At 66.5% G+C, this 22,157-nt stretch carries 22 protein-coding genes and 1 riboswitch; of the genes, 11 read left to right on the forward strand and 11 right to left on the reverse strand.

The window, feature by feature from the left end:
* Positions 1-69 precede the first annotated feature (69 nt).
* Together FLM21_RS05885 and FLM21_RS05890 are read right to left on the reverse strand one after the other, a co-directional pair.
* A complete protein-coding gene (locus FLM21_RS05885) occupies positions 70-843 on the reverse strand; it encodes a DODA-type extradiol aromatic ring-opening family dioxygenase (protein ID WP_148714672.1) in 774 nt (257 codons plus the stop codon).
* Between the two features lie 246 nt (positions 844-1,089).
* Positions 1,090-1,992, reverse strand: coding sequence for a glycoside hydrolase family 16 protein (locus FLM21_RS05890; RefSeq protein ID WP_148714673.1), 903 nt, complete (start codon positions 1,990-1,992; stop codon positions 1,090-1,092).
* A 194-nt stretch (positions 1,993-2,186) separates the two neighbouring features.
* Between FLM21_RS05890 and FLM21_RS05895 the strand changes: the two genes are divergently transcribed.
* Complete coding sequence (locus tag FLM21_RS05895) at positions 2,187-2,621, forward strand: PilZ domain-containing protein (protein ID WP_187360104.1); 435 nt, start codon at positions 2,187-2,189, stop codon at positions 2,619-2,621.
* On the opposite strand, the gene FLM21_RS05900 is transcribed toward FLM21_RS05895, so the two are convergent.
* A complete protein-coding gene (locus tag FLM21_RS05900; protein ID WP_148714675.1) occupies positions 2,618-3,790 on the reverse strand; it encodes an MFS transporter in 1,173 nt (390 codons plus the stop codon). The two genes, FLM21_RS05895 and FLM21_RS05900, sit on opposite strands and share 4 nt — an antisense overlap.
* Positions 3,791-3,979: 189 nt before the next feature.
* On the opposite strand from FLM21_RS05900, the gene FLM21_RS05905 reads away from it, so the two are divergent.
* From FLM21_RS05905 to FLM21_RS05930, 6 genes are all read left to right on the forward strand, one after another.
* On the forward strand, positions 3,980-5,323 hold the full coding sequence (locus FLM21_RS05905; protein ID WP_148714676.1) for an aminotransferase class I/II-fold pyridoxal phosphate-dependent enzyme: 1,344 nt from the start codon (positions 3,980-3,982) through the stop codon (positions 5,321-5,323).
* On the forward strand, positions 5,323-6,732 hold the full coding sequence (locus FLM21_RS05910; RefSeq protein ID WP_148714677.1) for a sensor histidine kinase: 1,410 nt from the start codon (positions 5,323-5,325) through the stop codon (positions 6,730-6,732). Before FLM21_RS05905 ends, FLM21_RS05910 begins: the two co-directional genes overlap by 1 nt.
* Positions 6,729-7,268 (forward strand): permease, encoded by a 540-nt coding sequence (locus FLM21_RS05915; protein ID WP_148714678.1) that lies wholly within the window; start codon positions 6,729-6,731, stop codon positions 7,266-7,268. The genes FLM21_RS05910 and FLM21_RS05915 overlap by 4 nt, the downstream gene beginning before the upstream one ends.
* Before the next feature lies 1 nt (position 7,269).
* A complete protein-coding gene (locus FLM21_RS05920) occupies positions 7,270-8,646 on the forward strand; it encodes a sigma 54-interacting transcriptional regulator (RefSeq protein WP_148714679.1) in 1,377 nt (458 codons plus the stop codon).
* Positions 8,647-8,859: 213 nt separating this feature from the next.
* The gene (locus FLM21_RS05925) at positions 8,860-9,201 is read left to right on the forward strand and encodes a BON domain-containing protein (RefSeq protein ID WP_148714680.1); all 342 of its coding nucleotides are present in this window, start codon (positions 8,860-8,862) and stop codon (positions 9,199-9,201) included.
* A gap of 92 nt (positions 9,202-9,293) precedes the next feature.
* A complete protein-coding gene (locus FLM21_RS05930; protein WP_148714681.1) occupies positions 9,294-10,238 on the forward strand; it encodes a hypothetical protein in 945 nt (314 codons plus the stop codon).
* A gap of 1 nt (position 10,239) precedes the next feature.
* Here FLM21_RS05930 and thiD read toward each other — a convergent pair whose 3' ends face one another.
* The 3 genes from thiD to thiM are packed head-to-tail and all read right to left on the reverse strand — an operon-like array spanning position 10,240 to position 12,469.
* Complete coding sequence (thiD, locus tag FLM21_RS05935; protein WP_148714682.1) at positions 10,240-11,037, reverse strand: bifunctional hydroxymethylpyrimidine kinase/phosphomethylpyrimidine kinase; 798 nt, start codon at positions 11,035-11,037, stop codon at positions 10,240-10,242.
* Positions 11,034-11,669, reverse strand: coding sequence for a thiamine phosphate synthase (gene thiE, locus FLM21_RS05940; RefSeq protein ID WP_148714683.1), 636 nt, complete (start codon positions 11,667-11,669; stop codon positions 11,034-11,036). Before thiE ends, thiD begins: the two co-directional genes overlap by 4 nt.
* Positions 11,666-12,469 carry a hydroxyethylthiazole kinase gene (gene thiM, locus FLM21_RS05945; RefSeq protein ID WP_148714684.1) on the reverse strand — a complete coding sequence of 268 codons (804 nt, stop codon included), beginning with the start codon at positions 12,467-12,469 and terminating at the stop codon, positions 11,666-11,668. The genes thiE and thiM overlap by 4 nt, the downstream gene beginning before the upstream one ends.
* An 18-nt stretch (positions 12,470-12,487) precedes the next feature.
* A riboswitch (TPP riboswitch) is annotated at positions 12,488-12,592 on the reverse strand.
* Positions 12,593-12,723: 131 nt separating this feature from the next.
* Between thiM and FLM21_RS21495 the strand changes: the two genes are divergently transcribed.
* Positions 12,724-14,196 (forward strand): methyl-accepting chemotaxis protein, encoded by a 1,473-nt coding sequence (locus FLM21_RS21495; RefSeq protein ID WP_222846784.1) that lies wholly within the window; start codon positions 12,724-12,726, stop codon positions 14,194-14,196.
* Between the two features lie 57 nt (positions 14,197-14,253).
* Here the strand turns inward: FLM21_RS21495 and htpG are convergent, their stop codons facing one another.
* Both htpG and FLM21_RS05960 read right to left on the reverse strand, forming a co-directional pair.
* A complete protein-coding gene (gene htpG / locus FLM21_RS05955) occupies positions 14,254-16,143 on the reverse strand; it encodes a molecular chaperone HtpG (protein WP_148714685.1) in 1,890 nt (629 codons plus the stop codon).
* Positions 16,144-16,274: 131 nt separating this feature from the next.
* Positions 16,275-17,321, reverse strand: coding sequence for a porin (locus FLM21_RS05960; protein ID WP_148714686.1), 1,047 nt, complete (start codon positions 17,319-17,321; stop codon positions 16,275-16,277).
* A 220-nt stretch (positions 17,322-17,541) separates the two neighbouring features.
* Here FLM21_RS05960 and FLM21_RS05965 point away from each other — a divergent pair, with 220 nt between their 5' ends.
* Positions 17,542-18,318 carry a ParA family protein gene (locus FLM21_RS05965; protein WP_148714687.1) on the forward strand — a complete coding sequence of 259 codons (777 nt, stop codon included), beginning with the start codon at positions 17,542-17,544 and terminating at the stop codon, positions 18,316-18,318.
* 84 nt (positions 18,319-18,402) lie between these two features.
* Positions 18,403-19,308 carry a response regulator gene (locus tag FLM21_RS05970; RefSeq protein WP_148714688.1) on the forward strand — a complete coding sequence of 302 codons (906 nt, stop codon included), beginning with the start codon at positions 18,403-18,405 and terminating at the stop codon, positions 19,306-19,308.
* A gap of 66 nt (positions 19,309-19,374) precedes the next feature.
* Here FLM21_RS05970 and hisC read toward each other — a convergent pair whose 3' ends face one another.
* Positions 19,375-20,433, reverse strand: a complete 1,059-nt coding sequence (gene hisC / locus FLM21_RS05975; protein ID WP_148714689.1) for a histidinol-phosphate transaminase — start codon at positions 20,431-20,433, stop codon at positions 19,375-19,377.
* A 198-nt stretch (positions 20,434-20,631) separates the two neighbouring features.
* Between hisC and FLM21_RS05980 the strand changes: the two genes are divergently transcribed.
* Positions 20,632-20,835: a hypothetical protein gene (locus FLM21_RS05980; protein ID WP_148714690.1), complete on the forward strand. Its 204-nt coding sequence runs from the start codon at positions 20,632-20,634 to the stop codon at positions 20,833-20,835.
* A gap of 9 nt (positions 20,836-20,844) precedes the next feature.
* Here FLM21_RS05980 and FLM21_RS05985 read toward each other — a convergent pair whose 3' ends face one another.
* Positions 20,845-21,555, reverse strand: a complete 711-nt coding sequence (locus FLM21_RS05985; RefSeq protein WP_148714691.1) for an SAM-dependent methyltransferase — start codon at positions 21,553-21,555, stop codon at positions 20,845-20,847.
* Positions 21,555-22,151, reverse strand: coding sequence for a Maf family protein (locus FLM21_RS05990; protein WP_148714692.1), 597 nt, complete (start codon positions 22,149-22,151; stop codon positions 21,555-21,557). Before FLM21_RS05990 ends, FLM21_RS05985 begins: the two co-directional genes overlap by 1 nt.
* Between the last annotated feature and the right edge of the window lie 6 nt (positions 22,152-22,157).

The raw sequence follows: 22,157 nt of genomic DNA on the forward strand, positions 1-22,157 counted from the left end.
AGTCGCACGACGGGCGCAGCGTTGAGCAGCGCCTGGACTGGGTGTGGCTTAGGGGCGCGATACAGGCATTCAGCCGAAGCGATACACGTCCATCGCCAGCACCTGATCGGTGATTTCATCATGCAGCCGGGTCACCGGCTCGCCCGATGCGGCGCCGAGCGCGACGTAGAGCGGCAGGAGGTGCTCTTCGCTGGGATGGGCGCGCACGGCATGCGGCGCCTGGTGGCGGTAGTCGAGCAGGGCGTCGATATCGTGCGCGTCGAGCCGGGCATGCATCCAGTCCTGGAACGGCGTCACGTAGTCCGGGATCACCGCAGGCGGTGCGAACACATCACGCAGATTGTGGGTGAGGCTGCCCGAGCCGACGATCAGGATGCCGCTCGCACGCAACGTCGCCAGCGCCTGGCCCAGCCGGTGGTGCCAGGTGGGGCCCTGGCGCATGTCGAGTGCCAGCTGCAGTACTGGCACATCCGCCGCCGGGTACATCACCTGCAGTGGCACCCAGGCGCCATGATCGAGCCCGCGTTCAGGGTCGATCACCGGGACGTAGCCGTGCTCCGCCAGCAGGGCGGCTACCTCTCGGGCAACGTCAGGCGCGCCGGGGGCATCGTAGTGCAACGTGTAGAGCTCGGCCGGGAAGCCGCCGAAATCATGGATGGTTTCCGGTTTTGCCGTGCTGCCGACCGCACTGCCAGGGTGGTGCCAGTGGGCGGACACCATCAGTACCGCGCGCGGGCGTGGCACATCGTGACCGATGGCGGCCCACACCTTGCCGGCATTGCCGGCATCGAGCGCCAGCATCGGCGAGCCGTGCGAAACGAAGAAGGTGGGCAGGCGGTTCATGGTGCACTCCAGTGGGATTGCCACCAGTCTGCCATCGCGCAGCGGCACCATAAACGCTCTAAAGCGTCTTGGTTTGTTGCATAAATCGGGTTAATCGCGCAGCGATATGGCCGGGGTGATTTAGGGGCGGTACCACGCGGTATCGGTGTGCACGGCGCGAGGCCTGAACAAACGCTACGCCACGTCAGCACGGCTCTTCACGCCGACGCAGTTCGCCTCATTGCGCGCCGCGGCTCCCGCATGCGATCAAAGATTGCACGGCGACGGCAGGCCGCGGGCCGGTACGGTATCGCGAAAGGCCACCTTGTCGCGCCGCAGCGCCGCGACACGGGCGCCGACTTCGGCCGGGCTGATGACCTCGCCGGGGACATGCAGCACCCAGTCGACCTGCTCGAGGTAGTCGCGCGGCTGGTCGCTGTCCGCGCCGAGTCCGCTGAACCACAGGTTGAAATTGATCGACATCGGTACTTCCGGGTAGTACTGGCCGCCATGCCGGGCGATCGGCGTGCCGTCGAGGAAGTATTCGATGCGCCCGCCAGCCACCTGCATCACCAGCGTGCGCCAGCCGGCCTGGCTGCCGCGCAGCCGGTCGTACTGGTTGTCTTTCCAGAACTTGGGCGCCGGGATGAAGGTTTCCCAGCTGGTCACATAGAACGTGGCGCCACTGGCGCCCCAGCCGCCATTGGGCAGGTATTCGAAATCGAGCTCGCTGTAGTCAGGGTCGGCTGGCGCCTTGAGCGGGCTGATCAGGTAGAAGGTCTGCACGATTTCGTCGCCGTCCGGCCCGCGCGTCGGGGCGTCGGTGAAGCGCACGCGGGCAGCGTAGGTGCCTTCCAGGTACTTGCGGGCGTGACACAGCTGCGCCTGTCGCGTGCCCTTGGCGCTGCCGTCGCTGCTGGAGGAAAGCTGCAGCAGGCGGTTGCCCGGCGTGGCGGGATCGGGCACCAGCCGCACGCCCTCGGCGGCCCAGCGTGCCCCTTCGACACCGGGCCAGCCCAAGCCGTTGCGCACCTTCCAGCCATTGGCGGCCAGGGCCTTGGCGTCGGCATACAGGAAATCATCGAAGAACAGCGATTCGGCGCCGGCCTGACTGGCGAGCAGCAGGCTGGCAGCAAGCGCGGCGAGGCGGCATGGCTGGGTGAACGGCATGGGCGAACTCCTCTCTGGCTGACCGGATCTCTTGGCTGGACCGGTTCGCGTTGCCGGATGGTGCAACATCGGCAGCATAGGCGCGTTTACCGATGGCCGCTGTGCCGGATTTGCCAAGTGTCGGCAGCAGGGGAGGGCGCAGGCCGGCGGGCTCGTCATATAATCGACGCACACAAGACAGACCGGATGGTGCGATGGACGATCGCCTGACAGGCAACCCGCTGTATCCGGCCGCCGATGCGGCCGCCGACTGGGCCGACAAGCGCGTGGAGCCGCGCTACCTCGTCAACTGGCGGGTGGCTATCGTCTACGAGGAGCGCGACCAGCGCATGTCGTTCCGTGGCCGGGCTTTCGACGTATCGCGCGGCGGCTTCAGCCTGCACTCCGATTTCAGCCTGCCGGTGTCGGACCGGGTCACCGTGCTCTTGTCGATCCCGCCGATGGCAGCCGGCCAGCGCCCCAAGGTGGTCGAGGTGAAGAGCCGGGTGATCTACACCGTGCTGTCCAACGAGTTCAGCACCTTCCGCACCGGCGTGCAGTTCGTCGACTTCAAGGCGGACGGTCGCCAGGTACTCGACTACAACCTGGCCTGCCGCAATCCGGCTCCGGGCAGCACCCGCAGCGACTAGCCGGCGTACACCACACGGCTGCGCCAACCCAGCCAGCCGGCGAACACGGCCATTAGCGCCAGCAGCACCATGGCCCACTGCGCCACCGCATACCAGCCCTGCACCTGATAGACCCAGCCGGCTAGGCCGGCAGCCACGGCGGTGCAGCCGAAAGTGAGGAATTCGTTGGCCGATTGCAGCCGCGCCCGCGCCGCAGGCGACGTTTGCGAGACCAGCGTGCTGCCGCCCATGTACATCAGGTTCCAGGCGAGCCCCACCAGCGTGAGCGACAGGTGGAAGTGCAGCAGTGTGAGTCCTGCCAGCGCCAGTAGGCACGCGAGCAACATCAGCACCCCGCCCGCAGCGGCCACCCGGCCCGCGCCGAAGCGCGCGATCAGCCTGCCCGTCACCAGGGATGGTGCGAACATGCCCAGCATGTGCCACTGGATCACGCTTGCCGCCGCGGCATGGCCGAAGCCGCAGCCCGTTACCGCAAGCGGCGTGGCCACCATCAGGAACATCATCAGTGCATAGCCGCCGGCGCAGGCCAGCATGCCGGCCTTGGCGCCGGGCGCGCGCAGGGCGGCGGCGAGGTTCAGCCGGTCCAGCCCGCTGGCGGTGGGCGGGCTGGGCAGGCGCGCCACCATGATCGGCAATAGTGCGAGCAGCGCGATCGCGATCACCGCGGCAAAACTGCCGGCATACGGCACGCCGGGCACCGCGGTGGCAGCGTGGCTGGCGAGCAAGGGACCGGCAAACGCGGCGAAGATGCCGCCGGACAACACCCAGGCCATGGCCGAACCCTTGTCGCGATCGGAGGCCGTTTCGGCTGCGGCGTAGCGATAGTAGAGCGCGCTCGCCTGATAGCAACCCTGCAGCGGCGAAGCAAGGCAGAACAGCCAGAACGAGCCGGCATGCAGCGCCAGCACGCTGATGGTGCCAGAAGCGGCGCCAGCGAGCGCGCCCGACGCGAACAACCGGCGGTAGCCGTGGCGGCCGATCAGCCTGGGCAGCCACAGCGTGGCCACGGTGGTGCTGACGGTGATCAGCAGGTAGGGCACCGTGGCCCAGGCTGGATCGGGTGCCAGCCGTGCGCCGACGAGGCCGGCGAAAGAGATGCCGACTGCCGTGGCCGCCATGTAGCAGAACTGGCATAGTCCGAGCAGGATAGCGTTTTGTCTGGATGTCATTGCGGGCTCCGAGGCGTTTGTCTGGAAATGCGATGCAACAGGGAATCGAGCGCCTGCCGTGCTGCAACCCGGCAGGCCTTACGGCCGCTTGTGCCGATCGCGATGGGCCATCTGGCGGGCGCGTGCGACACTGTCTGCCTGTTTGATCGATTCATCTATATTTGTCCTATGACAAAATAAATTATTTGCATGGTACAAACACTTTTTCTCGACGGCAAGGCCTGCGGGGCAGAGGCCATCTATGCCCGGCTGCGCGCCGCCATCGAAGCGGGCGAGCTGGCGCAGGGCGAAGCGCTGCCGACCATCCGTGCGCTGGCGGAGCAACTGGCCGTCAACCGCAATACCGTGGCGGCCGCCTATCGGCGGCTGATCGTGGCCGGGCTTGCCGAGTCGGCCGGGCGGGGCGGCACCCGGGTGGCGCCGCGTTCACGCGTCGGGCTGCCGGCAGGCGTGCATGCGTATGTGCCGCAGCCGGGCCTGGCGGAGCTGGCCTCCGGCAATCCCGATCCGGCCTTGTTGCCGGATTTCGGCCCGGCGCTGGCGCGGCTGGTGTCGCCGCCCGCGCTCTACGGCCAGCCCTGCTACGAGCCGGAGCTGCTCGCCTATGGTCGTGATTGGTGGCAGCGCACCGGGCAGATCGACGCGGAATTCGTCGACCCCTTGCTGGTTCATGGCGCGCTCGACGGGATCGAGCGCGTGCTGGCGGCCTGGCTGGCGCCGGGCGATACCGTACTGGTCGAGGACCCGTGCTTTCCCGGCTCGCTCGCGTTGCTGAAGCAGGCTGGCTACAACCTGATCGGCCTGCCGCTCGACGACGAAGGCATCGTGCCCGAGGCGCTGGAGGCGGCGCTGGCACGCAAGCCCAAGGCGCTGGTCTGGACGCCGTACTCGCACAATCCGACCGGCATTAACACCACGCCGGCACGCGCCGCGCAATTGCGCGCCGTACTCGCTGGCGTGCCGGACCTGCTGCTGGTCGAGGACGATCACTTCGCAGCCTTCGCCCCGGCAGCGACGCCGTCGCTGGTCACCGCCGGGCACAGCCGCTGGGCGGCGCTGCGTTCGCTGTCCAAGCACCTGGGCCCCGACATGCGGCTCGCGTTTCTGGTCGGCGACGCGCTGACGCTGGCCCGGGTCCAGCGCCGGCAATACCTGGGGCCGCGCTGGCCCAGTTTCGTGCTGCAGCGGCTGGCCCTGGCGCTGCTCGCCGATCCGGCGACCGACACGCTGCGCAATCGCGCTGCCGCGCTCTACGCCGAGCGCCATGCCGCGCTGTGCACTGAGCTGGCCGCGCTGGACCTCAAGCCACAGCCGGGCGGCGGCCTCAATGTCTGGCTGCCGCTGGCGGACGACGCAGCCGTTGCCCAGGCGTTGGCGGCCCGTGGCTATCTGGTGCGCACCGGCGAGGCTTTCCGCGTGACGCGCACGCTGTCGGCGCTGCGCATCACCTCGGCGGCGCTGACTCCGGCTGCGGCCCGCACGCTGGCGACCGCGCTGGCGCAATGCCTGGGCGGGTTGGGGGTGGCGGCCTGATGCGCTATCGCCTGTCGTTCCGCCAACTGCTGCTGGTTGCCTTCCTGCTGGTCGGCGTGGTGCTGTCGGCGAGCTCGGTCCAGGTGTGGCTGTCCTTGGAGCGCATGGCCGGGCACAGCCGGCAGTCCGCGCGCGATGCGGTACGGCTGACCGAGGCGGCGGAGCGGCTGGCGGAGCGTACGCTGACGATGGAACGCAGCGCCCGCCAGTATCTGGTGCTGGACGACGAAGCCTTCAGGCTGCGTTTCGTCGAGGCCGGCGCCGAGGCTGGCAAGGCGCTGGGCACGCTGGCGCAGACGCTGACCGAAGTGGCGCCGAATGAATTCGCCAGCTGGCGCGAGCATGCCGCGGGTACCGCCGAGCTCTTGCAACAGCGCCAGCTCAAGGGCGACGAGCCCTTGCTGTTCGATCACTTCGCGCAATTGCGAGGCATCAACGAGCGGCTGGCGTTGGCGGTGAAGCGGCGGGTGGAGCGCAGCAATACCGAGCTGCTGCTGGAGCTGGAGCGCCAGCGCGCGGTGCTGGGTGGGCAGGCGGTGGTCGCCGCCGTGCTGGCGGTGGTGCTGGCACTGGGCTTTGGCCTGTGGCTGACCCGGCCGCTGGCCCGCATCGAGCGCGCGATCGCCAGGCTCGGTCGCGGCCGCTACGACGAAGCGATTGCCATCCGCGGCCCGGCCGACTTGCGCCGGCTGGCCGAGCAGCTCGACTGGCTGCGCCAGCGGCTGGCCGCACTGGAAGCGGACAAGGCGCGCTTCCTGCGCCATGTGTCGCACGAATTGAAAACGCCGCTCGCCGCATTGCGCGAGGGGGTGGCGCTGCTCGACGACGGCGTGGCCGGGCCCTTGGCGCCGGCGCAGCGCGAGGTGGTCGATATCCTGCGGCAGAACGTCGCTGCGCAGCAGCGCCAGATCGAGGACCTGTTGCGCTACAACGCCGCAGTGTTCGATGCCACCCAGGCGGCACCGCGCCCGCTGGCCGTACGCGCCTTGCTCGACGCAGTGATCGAGGCGCAGAAGCTGCAATGGCAGGCACGCCATCTGTCGGTCAGCGTGAGCGGCGACGAATGCAAGCTCGCGGCCGACCCCGACAAGCTGCAGGTGGTGTTCGGCAATCTGTTGTCCAATGCCATCCGCTTCAGTCCCGACGGCGGAGCCATCCGCTTTGAACTCGCCCGCAGCGCGGGCAGTCTGCTGATTGACTGCCGCGATGACGGCGCCGGGGTGGACCCGGCTGATGCCGAGCGCATCTTCGAGCCGTTCTACCAGGGCCGTCGCCAGCCGCCGGGTGCGCGTCACGGCAGCGGCATCGGCTTGTCCATCGTCTGTGAATACATTGCCGCCCACGGCGGCACCGTCGCGCTGCAGCCCAGTGCGCGCGGTGCTCATTTCAGGATCGAATTGCCCGCATGAAACCCTGGACTCTGCTCCTGGCCACCGGCCTGTTGTCGGCCTGCCAACTGTTACAGCCGCCCCCGCCTCACACGCCGGTGCCTACGCCGGTGCCTACGCCGGAACCGGTGATCTATGTCGAGGAAGTGCCCAATGCCGTCGACGAGGTGCTGGGCTATGCGGCCCGCGTGCGTGGCCTTGCCAACGGCGATCTGGCCAAGGAGCTGGCGGCGCTCGCCGGCGAGCCGGTCGATCCGGCCAACACCATCAAGCGTGCGCTGCTGCTGGCCCGCAGCCATGGCGAGCTGCCGCGCGCCATCTCCCAGCTCGACCTGGTGATCAAGTCAGTCGATCCGGACGCCGCGGCATTCAAGCCGTTGGCGCAGCTGTTGCAGAGCCAGTGGCAGGAGCGACGCAAGCTGGAGGACCAGGCGGACAAGCTGGCCCAGCAGCTCAAGGACGAGCAACGCCGCGCCGACGAGGCCACCACCAAGCTCGAGGCGCTGAAAAAGATCGAGAACACCTTGCCGGCGCGCCCGTCGGCATCGGGGAAGTGACATGAGCGACAGCCGCCCGCTGATCCTGGTGATCGATGACGATCCGGACATCCTGCGCCTCTTGACCATGCGGCTCAGTGCCACCGGCTACCGGGTGACCACGGCCGAGCATGCGCAGGCAGCGCTCAACCGGCTGGAAGTCGAGCACCCGGCGCTGGTGTTGTCCGATATCCGCCTGCCGGACAGCGACGGCCTCGCCCTGTTCGACCAGATCCGCGCCCGACACCCCTCGCTGCCGGTGATCCTGCTGACCGCGCACGGCACCATCCCGGATGCGGTGGAAGCTACCGCACGCGGCGCCTTTGCCTACCTGACCAAGCCCTTTGACGGCAAGCAGCTCACCGACAAGATCGCCCAGGCGCTGCAACTGGCGGCACCGAGCAGCACGCGCACGCCCGAAGGCGAAGCGTGGCGCAGCGAGCTGATCAGCCGCAGCCACCGGATGGAGGAGTTGCTGGCCGAGGCGCGGCTGGTGGCGGCGACCGATGCCAGCATCCTGATCCGCGGCGAAAGCGGCTCGGGCAAGGAAGTGCTGGCCCGGGCCATCCACCGCGCCAGCCCGCGCGCCAAGGCGCCCTTCGTCGCGGTGAACTGCGGCGCCATCCCGGAGCAACTGCTGGAATCCGAGCTGTTCGGCCATATCAAGGGCGCATTCACCGGCGCTGTGGCCAACCATCGCGGCCTGTTCCAGGCAGCGCACGGCGGCACGCTGTTCCTCGACGAGATCGGCGATATGCCGCTGCCGCTGCAGGTGAAGCTGCTGCGCGTGCTGCAGGAGCGGGCAGTACGGCCGGTGGGCGCCAGCGAATCGATGGCGGTGGATGTGCGCATCCTCTCCGCCACCCACCGCGATCTCGACGCGGCGATGGCAGAAGGGCAGTTCCGCGAGGATCTCTATTACCGGCTCAACGTGGTGAGCCTGCAGTTGCCGCCGCTGTCCGAGCGGCGCGAGGACATCCCGTTGCTGGCCAACCATTTCCTCGCCACCGTGAGCGAGAAGTACGGTCGCCAGGTCAACGGCTTTGCGCCGGATGCGCTGGAGGCGCTGTCGACCGCACCTTGGCCGGGTAACGTGCGCCAGCTCTACAACGTGGTCGAGCAGGTGTGCGCATTGTCGACCGCGCCGCTGGTGCCGCTGACGCTGGTGCAGCGTGCGTTGCGGGTGCCCACCATCGAGGTGCTGAGCCTTGCCGAAGCCAAGACCCGCTTCGAGCGCGACTATCTGGTGAGGCTGCTCAAGCTCACCAATGGCAATGTGGCCGACGCTGCGCGTCTTGCCGAGCGCAACCGCACCGAGTTCTACCGGCTGCTGCAAAAGCATGGGCTGACGCCAGAACTGTTCCGCGCCGACGATGTTGCCGACGGGCGACAGGAATAATTTACAAAAAATCAGTTGGTTATGCAGCCTTACGCCGACGCTGTCGCTAGTTGGCGACAAATTCGGCCCCGTCGATGGCGCGGTTGAGCCTGCAACTGCGGCGCATTTCGCGCAACCGCCTGTTTTTCATTGGGTTTCTCCTTGCTGGCACGCTGCTTGCAAGTAACTTGGGGCAAGCCTGGACTTGCTGCCAAATACACAAAGGAGAACACCATGAAGATCAACCAACTGCTCGCCCGCGGTCTTGCTGCCCTGGCTTTTTCGTCGGTCACCATTGCGCCGGTGATCGCGGCCGACACCGCCGATACCAAGACCTCGACCGAATCGGTCGCGGCCTATATCGACGACGCGACCATCACCACCAAGGTGAAGGCTGCGCTGGCTTCCGACAAGCAGGTGTCGGCGCTGGACGTGAAGGTTACGACCGAAAACGGCGTGGTGCTGCTGTCCGGTAACGTCGATACGCCCGATGCCGGTGTGCGCGCCATCGAAATCGCTGCTGGCGTCGAAGGCGTGAAGGACGTGAAGAGCGCGCTGACCGTCAAGGCCGGCTGACCGTAGTGGACCGGGCCTGCCGCGCGCGGGTCTGATCCATCCTCGTCTGAGCAAGGCGGCCACGGGCCGCCTTGCTGATGCCCGGAGCGAGCATGCGCCGCCACGATCCCCATCAGTTCGAGCACCCTCCCGTTGCCCCCCGCCATGCGGCCTGGGGGCGCTTCATTGTCAGTGCCACGCCGAAGCCGCCGTGCGTTGCCCGGCTGTTCCAGGGCCGCGGCTGGCAGACCGCGGTCCACCTGCAGTTCGGCGAAGTGGGTGGATCGCCGGTGATCGGGCGTACCCCGTTCATGTTCGTGCTGCATTTCCATACCGAGGATGGCCCCTGGCAACTCGACGGGCTGGATCTGCCGGCGCCCGTGCGCTGGCCGGCTGGCTGGTCGGGCCACCTGGCTGGCAGCAGCTGGGCGCTGGCTGCGCGACAACCGGATGTGCTCCCCAGCCTGCTGCCGCTGCTGGCAGCGCCGGGCCTGCCGGGTTGCTACAGCCAGCTCACCGTGTACGCGGCACGGCCGTATGGCCTCGTCGACGCGGCGGGCCGCAGTCATCCGGTCTGGTTGCGGCTTGCCGCCTGCCAGACTGCGCATTGGACCGAGGCCGCCGGCATGCAGGCGTGGCACTTTGGCCGGCGGATCGCGCTTGGACACACGCCGCGCTGGCGTTTGCAGGCTGCGGCCGGTGCGGCCCAGCCTGAGCCGCAGGCGCAATGGCAGGATCTGGGCGTGATCGAGCTCGACGACCTGCCCGCGCATGCCGGCCCGCCCGCCTTGCTCGATGCCGCGAGCACCGTGCCGGGCATCGTTGCGCTGTCGCCGGCAGCGGCATTGCCGGGCCGGCAGGTGCTGGCCGGGATGGATGCGCCGGGTCAGCAACGCTTGTTACGCAACATGGCCGCCGGCTTGCGCCGCGTCGCCGAGCGCGAGGTGGTGCTGGCCGTGCTCGAACAGGCGATGGCGCTGGACGCGGGGTTTGGTACCGCCTTGGCGGCCGAGCTCGATTTCGCGCCAGCGCGTCAGCGGCGGGCAGTGCCGGCCTGAATCACCACCAGGCGTGAAAGTGGTGGACCGGGCCGATGCCGTGGCCGACGTCGAGCCGGTCCGCCGCACCGAGCGCTGCCTGCAGGTAGTCGCGCGCTGCGGCCACCGTGGCGGGCCAATCGGCGTGGCGCGGCCGCAGTGCGGCAAGCGCAGCCGATAGCGTGCAGCCGGTGCCGTGGGTGTGGCGGGTGGCGACCCGCACCTTGGCGTAGCGTGTTTCGCCGGCTGGCGTCACCAGCCAGTCGGGGCTTTCCTCGCCGCCCAGGTGCCCCCCTTTCATCAGCACTGCCTGTGCGCCAGCGGCCAGCAAGGCATGGCCCTGTTCGCGCATCTCGGCCTCATTGCTGGCGATGTCGCAGCCGAGCAGGGCGGCGGCTTCGGGCAGGTTGGGCGTGATCAGCGAGGCCAGCGGCAACAGCCGCTCGCGGATCGCAGAGACGGCTTCCGGTGCCAGCAGCGGATGGCCGCCCTTGGCGATCATCACGGTATCCAGCACCACGTGGGTCGGGCGATGGCGGACGAGGCCGTCGGCCACGGCGTGCACGATCTCTGCATTGGCCAGCATGCCGAGCTTGACCGCATCGACGCGGATGTCGGCAAACACCGCATCGAGCTGCGCTGCGACGAAATCCGGTGGCACCGGGTGCACGGCAGTCACGCCCTGGGTGTTCTGCGCGGTCAGCGCGGTCAGCACGCTCATGCCGTAGGCGCGGAGCGCGGAAAAGGTCTTCAGGTCCGCCTGGATGCCGGCGCCGCCGCCCGAATCCGAACCGGCAATGGTGAGGGCGTGGGCGATCATGCGCGGGCTCCTTCGATTTCCTGCAGCAGCGTGGTGGTGGCTGCGGCGATGTCGGCTTGGCCGCAGATGGCTGAAACGACAGCCACGCCGTCGGCACCAGCCGCAATGATGGGTGCCGCGCCGCCTTGCTTGATGCCACCAATGGCAACCACCGGCAGCGGTCTGGCTGCCATCAGCTCGGCGAAATGCGGCAGCCCAATCACCGGCGAGGCGTCGAGCTTGGTGCCGGTGGGGTAGACCGGGCCGACGCCGAGATAATCGGCCAGTGCGGTCGGTGCGTCGGCGAGCTGGGCGGCATTGGATGCCGACAGCCCGACGATCTTGTTCGGCCCGACGAGGCGCCGTACCGCGGCGATGGGCAAATCGGCCTGGCCGACATGGACGCCGGCGGCATCGACGGCCAGCGCGACATCGACGTGATCGTTGATGATCAGCGGCACGCCCAGCGGGTCGAGCACGGCCTTGAGCACGGTGGCGGTTTCCAGCCACAGCCGCTTCTTCCACTTGGGCGCGCGCAGTTGCACCACGGTGGCGCCGCACTCGGCGGCAATGCGGGCGGTGTGGATCATGCCCTCCGGCCCACCACACAGGTCCGGATCGAGCACCAGGTACAGCGACAGGTCCAGCCTCATGGTTGCCACTCCCGCAGCTGTTTGGGGCTGATCTGATAGAGCGCATCGAGGAAGGCCATCTTGAACGAACCCGGGCCGTCGCACGCCGATTCGGCACGTTCGCCGCAGATACCGGCCACCGCGCAGGCGGCGGCCACCGCGTTCAGCCGCTCGGGTGCGTGCGCGGTGAAGGCGGCGACGAGCGCGGAAAGCGCGCAGCCGGTGCCGACCACACGCGTCATGATGGGGTGGCCCCATGGCGTGGCCCAGCTCTGCTCGCCATCGGTGATGTAGTCGGTTTCGCCGGTGACGGCGACGATGGCGCCGGTATCGCGCGCCAGTTGCTCGGCGGCGGCCAGCGCAGTCTGTGAGCCGGTGGTGCTGTCCACGCCGCGGCCCGAGGCGCCAAAGCCCGCCAGCGCCAGGATTTCGGAGGCATTGCCGCGGATGGCCGTGGGCCGCAGCGTGATCAGCTCACGGCAGGCGTCGGTGCGGTAGTCGAGCACGCCGACGGCGACCGGGTCCAGCGTCCAGGGCACGCCGGCGGCGTTGGCGGCAGTCACTGCATCGCGCATCGCGGCGAGCCGTTCGGGGTAGAGCGTGCCGACGTTGACCAGCACGGCGCCGGACAGCGCGGCGAAGGCGGCCGCCTCCTCGCGTGCGACGATCATCGCGGGCGCGGCGCCAACGGCCAGCAGCACGTTGGCGGTGATTTCCTGCACCACCTCGTTGGTAAGCACATGGGTGAGCGGGTGTTCGGTACGCAGCCGCTCCAGTTCGTCGGCGACGATGGCGAGCGGCAGTGTTTGCGGCGTGGTCATGAAGGGCTCCTTGGCACAGGCAAGCCCTCTGGACTTCCCTACGCCGGCATGATCCGGATCAGGTGATGCGGGTGTATCTCAGCCCGCGCCTGGATGAATGGCGGGGCACCCCGAGTCAGGCTGCGATTGTCCGCCCGCACGCGGAAGCGGACAAGCGGTTGGATCAAACTCGCATCAAAACGCCTGCATCGTGTGCAACCCTGATTCAGCCCGCCGTCATGCCGGACTAAACTCGGCGAAACGGGGGCGGCAATATGGGCGATATCTGGCGCGGTCTGATCGAATGGTTCATTCCCGATGGCGTGCGGGCCGAGGCGCTGGCGTACAGCCGTGCCCGCAACGTGGTGGGCGCGGCGCTGCTGGCGGCATTGCTGGTGCCGGTGTTCTCGGTCAACTACTTCAAGCTGGGCCACGCTGCGATGGGCTGGGGCATCCTGGCGGCGGGTGGCGCCATGCTGCTGTCGGCGCTGCTGTTGCGGCTGACCGGCGTGCTGGCGCTGGCGCGCGAATGCCTGATCGCCAGCTTCTACGGCATGGTGGTGTGGATGTGCCTCGTCAACGGCGGCATCGAGTCGTCGTCGGCGCCGTGGTTTTTGCTGCTGCCGGTGGCGGCCACCTTCATCGGCGGCAAGCGCGACGGCGTGTGCTGGAGCGTGCTGAGCCTCGTCGCCATCGTGCTGTTTGCCATGGCCCATGCGCAGGGCTGGGTGCTGCCACGCAGCCCGCTCGGGCCGGAGCACCATGTCGGCCTTGTCACCCGCTCGCTGATCGGGTTGACGCTGGTGATGTTCGCGCTGGGCTGGATGTTCGAAAGTGGCAAGCAGGCGAGCCTCGCGCGGACCGAGCGGGCGCGCGGTGAGGCCGAACAACATCGTGTGGCGATGCAGGCGCTGCTGGCGCAGATCACCGCGGCGGTCGGCACGGCATCGGCGCAGTCGGCACAGATTGCCGGTAGTGCCCGTGCGGTGAACGCCACCATCCACCACCAGGCCTCGCAGGTCGAGCGCATGGCTGACGTGGTGCAAGGTGTGGCAGGCATGAGCCGGGGCAACGCCAGCCTTACCGGCGAGGCCGCGGCAACGGCGGGCGAGGCCGGGCGGCTGGCCGATGATGGGGGCGCAGCCATGCGTGGCACGCGCGATCACCTCGACGACGCGACGCGGGTGGTCGCGCATTCGGCCGAGCGCATCGAGGCACTGGGCCAGCGTAACGACGAGATCGGCCACATCGTGCAGGTGATCCGCGATATTGCCGGGCAGACCAACCTGTTGGCGCTCAATGCCGCGATCGAGGCGGCGCGTGCCGGCGAGGCCGGCCGCGGCTTCGCGGTGGTGGCGGACGAGGTGCGCAAGCTGGCCGAGCGTACCGGCGGTGCTACCCGCGAGATCGAGGGCAAGATCGGCAGCATCGTTGCCGGCACGCGCGATGCGGTCGAGGCGATGCGTAGTGGTGCGGGGTGGCTGCAGCAGAGCAAGGAGAGCGTGGCCGAAGCCGATGCCAGGCTAGCTGCCATCATCACCGCAGCCAGCACGCTGACGGCGCGTACCGGCGAGGTGGCGCACAACGAGGCGGAACAGGCCCGGCATTGCGCCGGCTTGGCGAATGACATCGAGCGGCTGCGGCAGGATCTGGCCGCCGCCCGCGATGCCAGCGACCAGATTGCCCAGGCGGTGGCGACGCTGGATGGATCGATGCAGCAGCTCGATCGGGTGACTCGCCAACATTGAGTGAGTAGACAGCAGAAAGCCGCCCGAGGGCGGCTTTCTGCTTTACCTGCGACGTGGTCAGGCCGCCATGTCCAGCATCAGGCCGTTGAGCCGCTTGACGAAGCCGGCCGGGTCATCCAGCTGGGCACCTTCGGCGAGCAGCGCCTGGTCGAACAGGATCTGCGTCCAGTCGCCAAAACGCACGCCGCCAGTCTCTGCCTTGAGCTTCTTCACCAGCAGGTGATCCGGGTTGATCTCCAGGATGGGCTTGGTGCCTTGCACGTCCTGGCCGACCGATTTGAGCAGTCGTTCCAGGTTGCCACTCATGTCGAAGTTCTCGACCACGAGGCAGGCGGGACTGTCGGTGAGGCGGCTGGTGACGCGCACGTCCTTCACCTTGTCGCCGAGCGCGGTCTTGATCGATTCGACCACGTCCTTCAGTTCCTCGGCGGCTGCTTCCTGCTGCCGCTTCTCCGCCTCGTCGTCGAAGGCCGACAGGTCGAGCTCGCCCTTGGCGACCGACTGCAGCTTCTTCTCCTTGAACTCGGTCAGGCCCGAGATCGTCCACTCGTCCACGCGGTCGGACAGCAGCAGCACCTCGATGCCCTTCTTCTTGAACACTTCCAGGTGCGGACTGTTGCGCGCGGCGGCGTGGGTCTCGGCGGTGATGTAGTAGATCTTGTCCTGGCCTTCCTTCATCCGGCCGATGTAGTCGGCCAGGCTCACGTCCTGCGCGTCGTCCTCGTTGTGGGTGGAGGCGAAGCGCAGCAGGCCAGCGATGCGTTCCTTGTTGGCGGCATCCTCGCCGACGCCTTCCTTCAGCACCTTGCCGAATTCCTTCCAGAATACGGCGTAGTCGTCCTTGCGGTTTTCGCCGAGGTCTTCCAAGAGGCCCAGCACCTTCTTCACGCAGCCGGACTTGATGGTGTCCACATCCTTCGATTGCTGCAGGATCTCGCGCGAGACGTTGAGCGGCAGGTCGTTGGAATCGATCACGCCGCGCACGAAGCGCAGGTACTGCGGCATCAGCTTGTCGTGGTCTTCCAGGATGAACACGCGCTTCACGTAGAGCTTCACGCCGTGGCGGCGATCACGGTCGTACAGATCGAACGGCGCGCGCTTGGGGATGTAGAGCAGCTCGGTGTATTCCTGGCGGCCTTCGATGCGGGCGTGGCTCCACGCCAGCGGCTCGTCGAAATCGTGGGCGACGTGCTTGTAGAATTCCTTGTACTGCTCGTCACTGATGTCGCCCTTGTTGCGGGTCCACAGCGCATTGGCCTGATTCACCGCTTCGAGTTCGTCGCTGGCAATTTCCTTGCCTTCGTCGTCGTACTCGGGCCGCTTCTTCATCAGGATGGGCAGGCTGATGTGGTCCGAATACTTGGTGATGATGGAGCGCAGTCGCCAGTCGTTGAGGAACTCGTCCTCGCCTTCCTTCAGGTGCAGCACGATCTCGGTGCCGCGGCTGGCCTTCTCGACGCTTTCAATGGTGAATTCGCCGTCGCCGGTGGATTCCCAGCGCACGGCGTCGGTTTCGCCAGCGCGGCGAGTGGTCAGCGTGACCTTGTCGGCAATGATGAAGGCCGAGTAGAAGCCGACACCGAACTGGCCGATCAGGTGCGAATCCTTGGCAGAATCACCGGTGAGCTGGCTGAAGAATTCCTTGGTGCCGGAGCGGGCGATGGTGCCGATATTGGCGATCACCTCGTCGCGACGCATGCCGATGCCGTTGTCGACGATGGTGATGGTGCGCGCGTCCTTGTCGAACGACAGCAGGATCTTCAGTTCACCGTCGCCTTCGTACAGCGTGCCGTTGTTGATCGCCTCGAAGCGCAGCTTGTCGCAGGCGTCCGACGCGTTCGAAACCAGTTCGCGCAGGAAGATTTCCTTGTTGGAATACAGCGCGTGGATCATCAGGTGGAGCAGCTGCTTCACCTCGGTCTGGAAGCCCAGGGTTTCCTTGCTCATTGCTCAACAACCTCCAAAACGTGGGGCAGGGGAAGATCGAGCTCGAATAGTGGGGTTGGCGGCAGGGTTTTCAAGTCGCCCCACGCAAAAACGGCGCCCGTAGGCGCCGTTTTTGTTGCAGATCAGCTTGCTCAGAAGCGGGTCTTGAGGCCGGCCATCAGGCGGCCAGTGTTCTCGCCCGGTGCGCCCACATACTCGAACACATTGTTGGTCGGGCCGTAGCTGGCGTTGTCTTCGTTCCAGACATAGCGGCCTTCCACGTAGGCGGTCGATTGCTTGGACAGGCTGTAGTTGTAGCGTGCGGCCATCGATTGGGCGCCGGAATCGCTCACGTCGGCCTTGTCGCCGAGCTGGGCGTAGGTCAGGTAAGCGCCGTGCTTGCCGGCGGTATAGCTGCCCTGGGCAAACCACAGGTCCTGGTCGACCTTGCTCGCACCGGTGGGCGTGTATTCCATCGCCTTGTAGCCGCCGTTTACACCGAAGCCGTTCTGGAATTGATAGCCGGTGGCGACGTACCAGTTTTCACTGTCGAACTCGTTGACGTTGCCGACGGTGATGTCGTCGCTGCCATCGGCGTTCTTGCGATTCTGGTAGGCGCCGTCGACGAAGAAACCGCCTTGGGCGTAGCGTGCGGCCAGATCGTAGCCGTAGTGATCGCTGGTGCCGCTGTCGAGGTCATACAGGCCGGAGAAGCTGAAGCCGCTGAAGTTCGGGCTGTCGTAACGGATGGCGCTGCCCGGACGGTAGTTCTGGCCCAGGCCGTATTCGGAAAGCAGGAACTTGGCGCCGGTGTCACCGTAGCGGTTGTCGAGCGCTTCGAACAGCGGCGACTTCATCTTGCCCAGGCGTACCGTGCCGGCTTCGCTTTCGTAACCGATCCACGCTTCACGACCACCGAAACTGGCCGCGCCGTCGGCATTGTCGCCGCCGTCGCTCAGCAGGTTTTCATTGCTGATGCCTTGTTCGAGGCGCCATTTCACCTTGCCGCCGGCATCGAGCTGGTCGCTGCCACCAATGCCGATGGTGGCGTTGTAGTTCACATGGGACTCGGTCTGGTCGCCCATGTCGTTGACGTTCACGCCACCGTCGAACGAACCATCGATATAGACATCGGCATGGGCGAGGCCGGCGCCGAGCAGCAGGGCGACGGCGATTGGGGTGAGCTTGAGCTTCTTCATGGTCTGGTCTCCTTTGTAGAGCTGGGATGGACAGGCATCTGCCGGCCATTGCTGCGCAGTGTACGGAGGCTGCCTTCCCCTCGGAGTGGACAAGTTACCGAGCGATATCGTGACTTTTTCCGGGAACTTCGTCGATCGTCGCCGTTCATGCGTATGGGATGGCAGCGCGGAAAGCTGCTATAGTGCTGCGAGATATTGCGATGCAGCATTGGAGAGGCGGATGCGCAAGCGGGTGGTGTTCAACCAGAAGGGCGGGGTCGGCAAATCGACCATCGTGGTCAACCTCGCGGCAGCTGCGGCGGCTGCGGGCCAGCGCGTGCTGGTGGTTGACCTCGATCCGCAGGGCAATGCCAGTCACTACCTGCTCGGTGATGCGGCAAAGACGATCAGCCCGGCGCTCGATGCCTTCTTCGATCAGGTACTCAACTTCAGTCTCTATGCCAAGCCGACTGCGGCGTTCGTGCACGCCACGCCGTTCGAGGGGCTGAGCCTGATCGCCTCGCACCCGGCCATTGCCGAGCAGCAGGCCAAGCTCGAGGCGCGCTACAAGATCTACAAGCTCAAGGAGTCGCTGGCCGAGCTTGCCGATGCGTTCGACGAGGTCTGGATCGATACGCCGCCCGCGCTCAACTTCTTTACGCTCTCCGCGCTGATCGCTGCAGACAGCTGCCTGATTCCATTCGACTGCGATGCGTTCTCGCGCGAAGCCTTGCTGGGCCTGCTGGCCCGGGTTGACGAAATCAGGGCCGATCACAATGCCGCGCTCACGGTCGAAGGCATCGTCGTCAACCAGTTCCAGCCACGCGCCAGCCTGCCGCGCCAGCTGGTCGACGAACTGGTGGCGCAGCAGCTGCCGGTGTTGCCGGTTTACCTGTCGAGCTCGGTCAAGGTGCGTGAATCGCACGAGCGGGCCACCCCGCTGGCCTGGCTTGATGCCCGCCACAAGCTCGCGCAGGAATTCGCGGCGCTTTACGCCGCGTTGCCGCAAGCGGTTTGAGTTCGCGCAACGGCACATCATCAAACGCTTTTGCTCGATTCCGGCTAACGCTATAGTGCGTTTAGCAAATGGCGAGGAGAGGTCATGTCGGGGGAGCAAACCAAGGGGCGCGTGCTGGTCGTCGACGACGAGCCGTTCAACCTGGAAATCCTGAGTGAGCATCTCCTCGACGCCGGCTATCTCGTGGAAACCGCTGAAGACGGCGAAATTGCCTGGGATGTACTCGCGCGCGACCAGCATTTCGACGCCATCCTGCTCGACCGCATGATGCCGCGCATGGACGGCATGGCCTTGCTGGCGCGGGTGAAGCAGCAGCCCGAGCTCGCTGAAGTCCCGGTCATCATGCAGACCGCGGTCGGTGCCGCCGAGAATGTGCGCGAAGGCTTGGCTGCAGGCGCCTACTACTACCTGATCAAGCCGTTCCAGCGCGACATGCTGCTGGCCATCATCGCCGCCGCGGTCGGTTCGCGTCGCGAGCGCCAGCAGCTGGAGTCGCAACTGGCGGAGCAGGCCAGCTGCTACCAGCTGCTGCGGCGTGGCGAATTCCATTTCCGCACCCTGCAGGAGGCGCGGCAGCTCACGCTGTTGCTGTCGCAGGCCTGCCCGGAGCCGCAACGTGTGGCGCTGGGATTGTCCGAGCTGCTGGTGAACGCCGTCGAGCACGGCAACCTGGGGATCAGCTACGGCGAGAAGACCCGCCTGCTGCAGCAGGGGCGCTGGCAGGATGAAGTCGAGTCGCGGCTGGCGCATGACGAATTCACCGAGCGCAAGGTGACCGTGCTGTTCAGTCGTGATGAGGCGCTCGCCACCTTCGTCATCACCGACGAGGGCGATGGCTTCGACTGGAAGCCGTTCCTCGAATTCTCGCCGGAGCGCGCTTTCGATCCGCACGGTCGCGGCATCTCGATGGCGCGTATGTTGTCGTTCGATTCGGTCGAATACCAGGGCTGTGGCAACCAGGTGGTGGCCAAGGTCAGGCTGTGCGACTGATCCGGCGCGTCACGGCATGAAAAAAGCCACCGTCACGGTGGCTTTTTTGTTGATGGCCGTTCCCGGTCACGGGCGGATGATTTCGGCCAGCGCCTTCACCAGTGCCTCGCACTCGGCATCGGTGCCGATCGAGATGCGCAGGAACTGGTCGATGCGCGGCAGCTTGAAGTGGCGCACCAATACCGCGCGCGCGCGCAGGCCAGCGGCCAGCGTGGCGGCATCGTGGCCAGGATGGCGGGCGAACACGAAGTTGGCCGCGCTCGGCAGAACTTCGAAGCCCAGTTCCTGCAGATCCTCGATCAGCCACTCGCGGCTGGCGATCACCTTGGCGCGGGTTTCCTGGAAGTAGGCTTCGTCCTCGAACGAGGCGATCGCCCCTGCCTGCGCCAAACGGTCGAGCGGGTAGGAGTTGAAGCTGTTCTTCACCCGCTCCAGCCCCTCGATCAGTGCGGCATCGCCGATGGCATAACCAACACGCAGGCCGGCCAGCGAGCGGGATTTCGATAGCGTGCACACGACCAGCAGGTTGGGGTGGCGCTCGACCAGCGCCACGGCGCTTTCGCCGCCGAAATCGATATAGGCTTCATCGACCACGACCGGCACGTCGGGCAGCCGGGCAAGCAGGGTGTGGATCGCCTCCAGGGCCAGTAGTCGCCCGGTCGGCGCATTCGGGTTGGGGAAGATGATGGCGCCGGCACCGCCATAGGCGGCAAGATCGATCTCGAAGCTGTCGGTCAGCGCCGGCGTCACCGCTGCAATGCCGTAGAGGTCGCAATACACCGGGTAGAAGCTGTAGCTGATGTCCGGGAAGTAGAGCGGCTTCTCCTGCTTGAGCAACGCGCAGAAAGCGTGCGCCAGGACTTCGTCCGAGCCGTTGCCGACGAAAACCTGTTCGTGCTTCACGCCGTGATAGCGGGCGACGGTGGCCTTGAGCGCGTCCGCATTGGGATCGGGGTAGAGCCGCAGCGCATCGCTGTTGGCGTCGCGAATGGCGGTCAGCACCTTGGGCGAGGGGCCGTAGGGGTTTTCGTTGGTATTGAGCTTGATCAGGTTGTTGATCTTCGGCTGCTCGCCCGGCACATAGGGGGTCAGCGTGTGAACGACGGGGCTCCAGTAGCGGCTCATGGGGTCTCGGCTCGGGTGATCGGGTTCCTGCATTCTACGGTGAATCGCGCCCGGCGCGGCGGCTGGCATGGCCACGAACGACATCGGCGATGCGGAGGCCACCCATCGGTGCCGGATGGTGGCGGTCATGCAATACGAACATTTGTGATTTAAAAAGGAAGGCCCAGCATCCGATCCCGGAATGATCAAGGAAGCCTCATGAAGCCTCCCTTATTCGGTGCCGCGCCCTATGACTGGTTGCGGGAGCTGACCGTTGCCGAGCTTGAACAGCTTGACCGCGGCTTGGCCGAGCTGCTGCGCCAGCGTCCCGGCGCCTTTTCGCTCTACCGCGCGCACAGCATGCGCAACGCCATCCACTGCACCCTCTACGACAAGCTTGGCGGTGGCCGCCGCGCGGCTTGAGCGGATGCGCTAGCGGGCGTAGAGCACGAACACGGTGGGGCGCTTGTTGATTTCGGGCCTTGCTCGTTGCTTCCATTCGTTCACGGTGTGAGTGACCACGCCTTGCTGGGCGGTGGTCAGCCCGCAGGCGATGGTCAGCGCCGTGCCGGGTCGACAGTTCGCCAGCAGCGCCGTGAGCAGCGCATCGTTGCGGTACGGCGTTTCGATGAAGAGTTCTGCCTGGCCGTACTTGACCGAATCCTGCTCCAACCGGCGAATCGCTTCGCTGCGCGCTGGTTCCTGTGCCGGCAGGTAGCCATTGAAGCGGAACTTCTGACCATTGGCGCCCGAGGCCATCAGCGCCAGCAGGATGCTCGATGGCCCAACCAACGGCGCCACGGTGATTCCATGCTGATGCGCCAGTCGGACCAGGTTGGCACCGGGGTCGGCCACGCCAGGGCAGCCGGCTTCGCTCATCAGGCCAATATCGTGACCCTGCAACAGTGGGGCCAGCAGTTCAGCAAGTTCGCTGTCCTTGCTGTGCTCGTTCAGTTCGCGCATCCAAAGACTGCGTAGTTCGTGCGGCGTGCCGAACTGCTTCAGGTGCGCGCGTGCGGTCTTGGCATTCTCGACCACGAAATGAGTCAGCTGCTGCGCAATGCCGACAACATCCGGCGGCAGGACATCATTGAGCGTATCGCCGCCGAGCGGGGTCGGGATCAGGTAGAGCGTTCCGGTCATCACAGCAAGGCCACTCCTTCGGCGCGCAGCATCTCGCACAGCGCCAGCAGCGGTAGGCCGATGATGGCGGATGGGTCGCGATTGGCGATGGCGGTGATCATCACGCTGCCCAGGCCCTCGACCTTGGCACTGCCCGCGCAGTCGTACGGCTGCTCGCGGCGCAGATAGGCCTCGATCTCGGCATCGCTGTAGTCGCGCATCGTCACCGTGGTGATATCGATGTGACGGCGTGTCTGGCCGGTGCTGCTGTTGTGCAGGGCAACGGCGGTGTGGAACACGATGTCGCGCCCGCGCATTGCTGTGAGCTGTGCCGCCGCTTGCTCATGGCTGCCCGGCTTGCCGAGTTGTGTGCCGTCGAGCAGTGCTACCTGGTCCGAACCGATCAACAGTGCGCCGGGAAAGCGCGGCGCCAGTGCTTCGGCTTTGGCGATTGCCAAGCGCAGGCTGGTGGCGCTGGCGGTTTCGCCGGGCTGGGGCGTCTCGTCGACGCCGGGTGCGGCGCAGTCGAAGGCCAGGCCGAGCCGGGCCAGCAAATCCTTGCGGTAGCGCGAGGTGGAGGCGAGCACCAGCTGCGGCGAAGTCGTTTGTTTTTCCATGGTTTT

The organism is Chitinolyticbacter meiyuanensis (assembly GCF_008033135.1).
GTDB lineage: Bacteria > Pseudomonadota > Gammaproteobacteria > Burkholderiales > Chitinibacteraceae > Chitinolyticbacter > Chitinolyticbacter meiyuanensis.

Coding starts and splice junctions, on each gene's coding strand:
- FLM21_RS05885 (WP_148714672.1), bottom strand. CDS start 843: ATGAACCGCCTGCCCACCTTCTTCGTTTCGCACGGCTCGCCGATGCTG.
- FLM21_RS05890 (WP_148714673.1), bottom strand. CDS start 1,992: ATGCCGTTCACCCAGCCATGCCGCCTCGCCGCGCTTGCTGCCAGCCTG.
- FLM21_RS05895 (WP_187360104.1), top strand. CDS start 2,187: ATGGACGATCGCCTGACAGGCAACCCGCTGTATCCGGCCGCCGATGCG.
- FLM21_RS05900 (WP_148714675.1), bottom strand. CDS start 3,790: ATGACATCCAGACAAAACGCTATCCTGCTCGGACTATGCCAGTTCTGC.
- FLM21_RS05905 (WP_148714676.1), top strand. CDS start 3,980: ATGGTACAAACACTTTTTCTCGACGGCAAGGCCTGCGGGGCAGAGGCC.
- FLM21_RS05910 (WP_148714677.1), top strand. CDS start 5,323: ATGCGCTATCGCCTGTCGTTCCGCCAACTGCTGCTGGTTGCCTTCCTG.
- FLM21_RS05915 (WP_148714678.1), top strand. CDS start 6,729: ATGAAACCCTGGACTCTGCTCCTGGCCACCGGCCTGTTGTCGGCCTGC.
- FLM21_RS05920 (WP_148714679.1), top strand. CDS start 7,270: ATGAGCGACAGCCGCCCGCTGATCCTGGTGATCGATGACGATCCGGAC.
- FLM21_RS05925 (WP_148714680.1), top strand. CDS start 8,860: ATGAAGATCAACCAACTGCTCGCCCGCGGTCTTGCTGCCCTGGCTTTT.
- FLM21_RS05930 (WP_148714681.1), top strand. CDS start 9,294: ATGCGCCGCCACGATCCCCATCAGTTCGAGCACCCTCCCGTTGCCCCC.
- thiD (WP_148714682.1), bottom strand. CDS start 11,037: ATGATCGCCCACGCCCTCACCATTGCCGGTTCGGATTCGGGCGGCGGC.
- thiE (WP_148714683.1), bottom strand. CDS start 11,669: ATGAGGCTGGACCTGTCGCTGTACCTGGTGCTCGATCCGGACCTGTGT.
- thiM (WP_148714684.1), bottom strand. CDS start 12,469: ATGACCACGCCGCAAACACTGCCGCTCGCCATCGTCGCCGACGAACTG.
- FLM21_RS21495 (WP_222846784.1), top strand. CDS start 12,724: ATGGGCGATATCTGGCGCGGTCTGATCGAATGGTTCATTCCCGATGGC.
- htpG (WP_148714685.1), bottom strand. CDS start 16,143: ATGAGCAAGGAAACCCTGGGCTTCCAGACCGAGGTGAAGCAGCTGCTC.
- FLM21_RS05960 (WP_148714686.1), bottom strand. CDS start 17,321: ATGAAGAAGCTCAAGCTCACCCCAATCGCCGTCGCCCTGCTGCTCGGC.
- FLM21_RS05965 (WP_148714687.1), top strand. CDS start 17,542: ATGCGCAAGCGGGTGGTGTTCAACCAGAAGGGCGGGGTCGGCAAATCG.
- FLM21_RS05970 (WP_148714688.1), top strand. CDS start 18,403: ATGTCGGGGGAGCAAACCAAGGGGCGCGTGCTGGTCGTCGACGACGAG.
- hisC (WP_148714689.1), bottom strand. CDS start 20,433: ATGAGCCGCTACTGGAGCCCCGTCGTTCACACGCTGACCCCCTATGTG.
- FLM21_RS05980 (WP_148714690.1), top strand. CDS start 20,632: ATGAAGCCTCCCTTATTCGGTGCCGCGCCCTATGACTGGTTGCGGGAG.
- FLM21_RS05985 (WP_148714691.1), bottom strand. CDS start 21,555: ATGACCGGAACGCTCTACCTGATCCCGACCCCGCTCGGCGGCGATACG.
- FLM21_RS05990 (WP_148714692.1), bottom strand. CDS start 22,151: ATGGAAAAACAAACGACTTCGCCGCAGCTGGTGCTCGCCTCCACCTCG.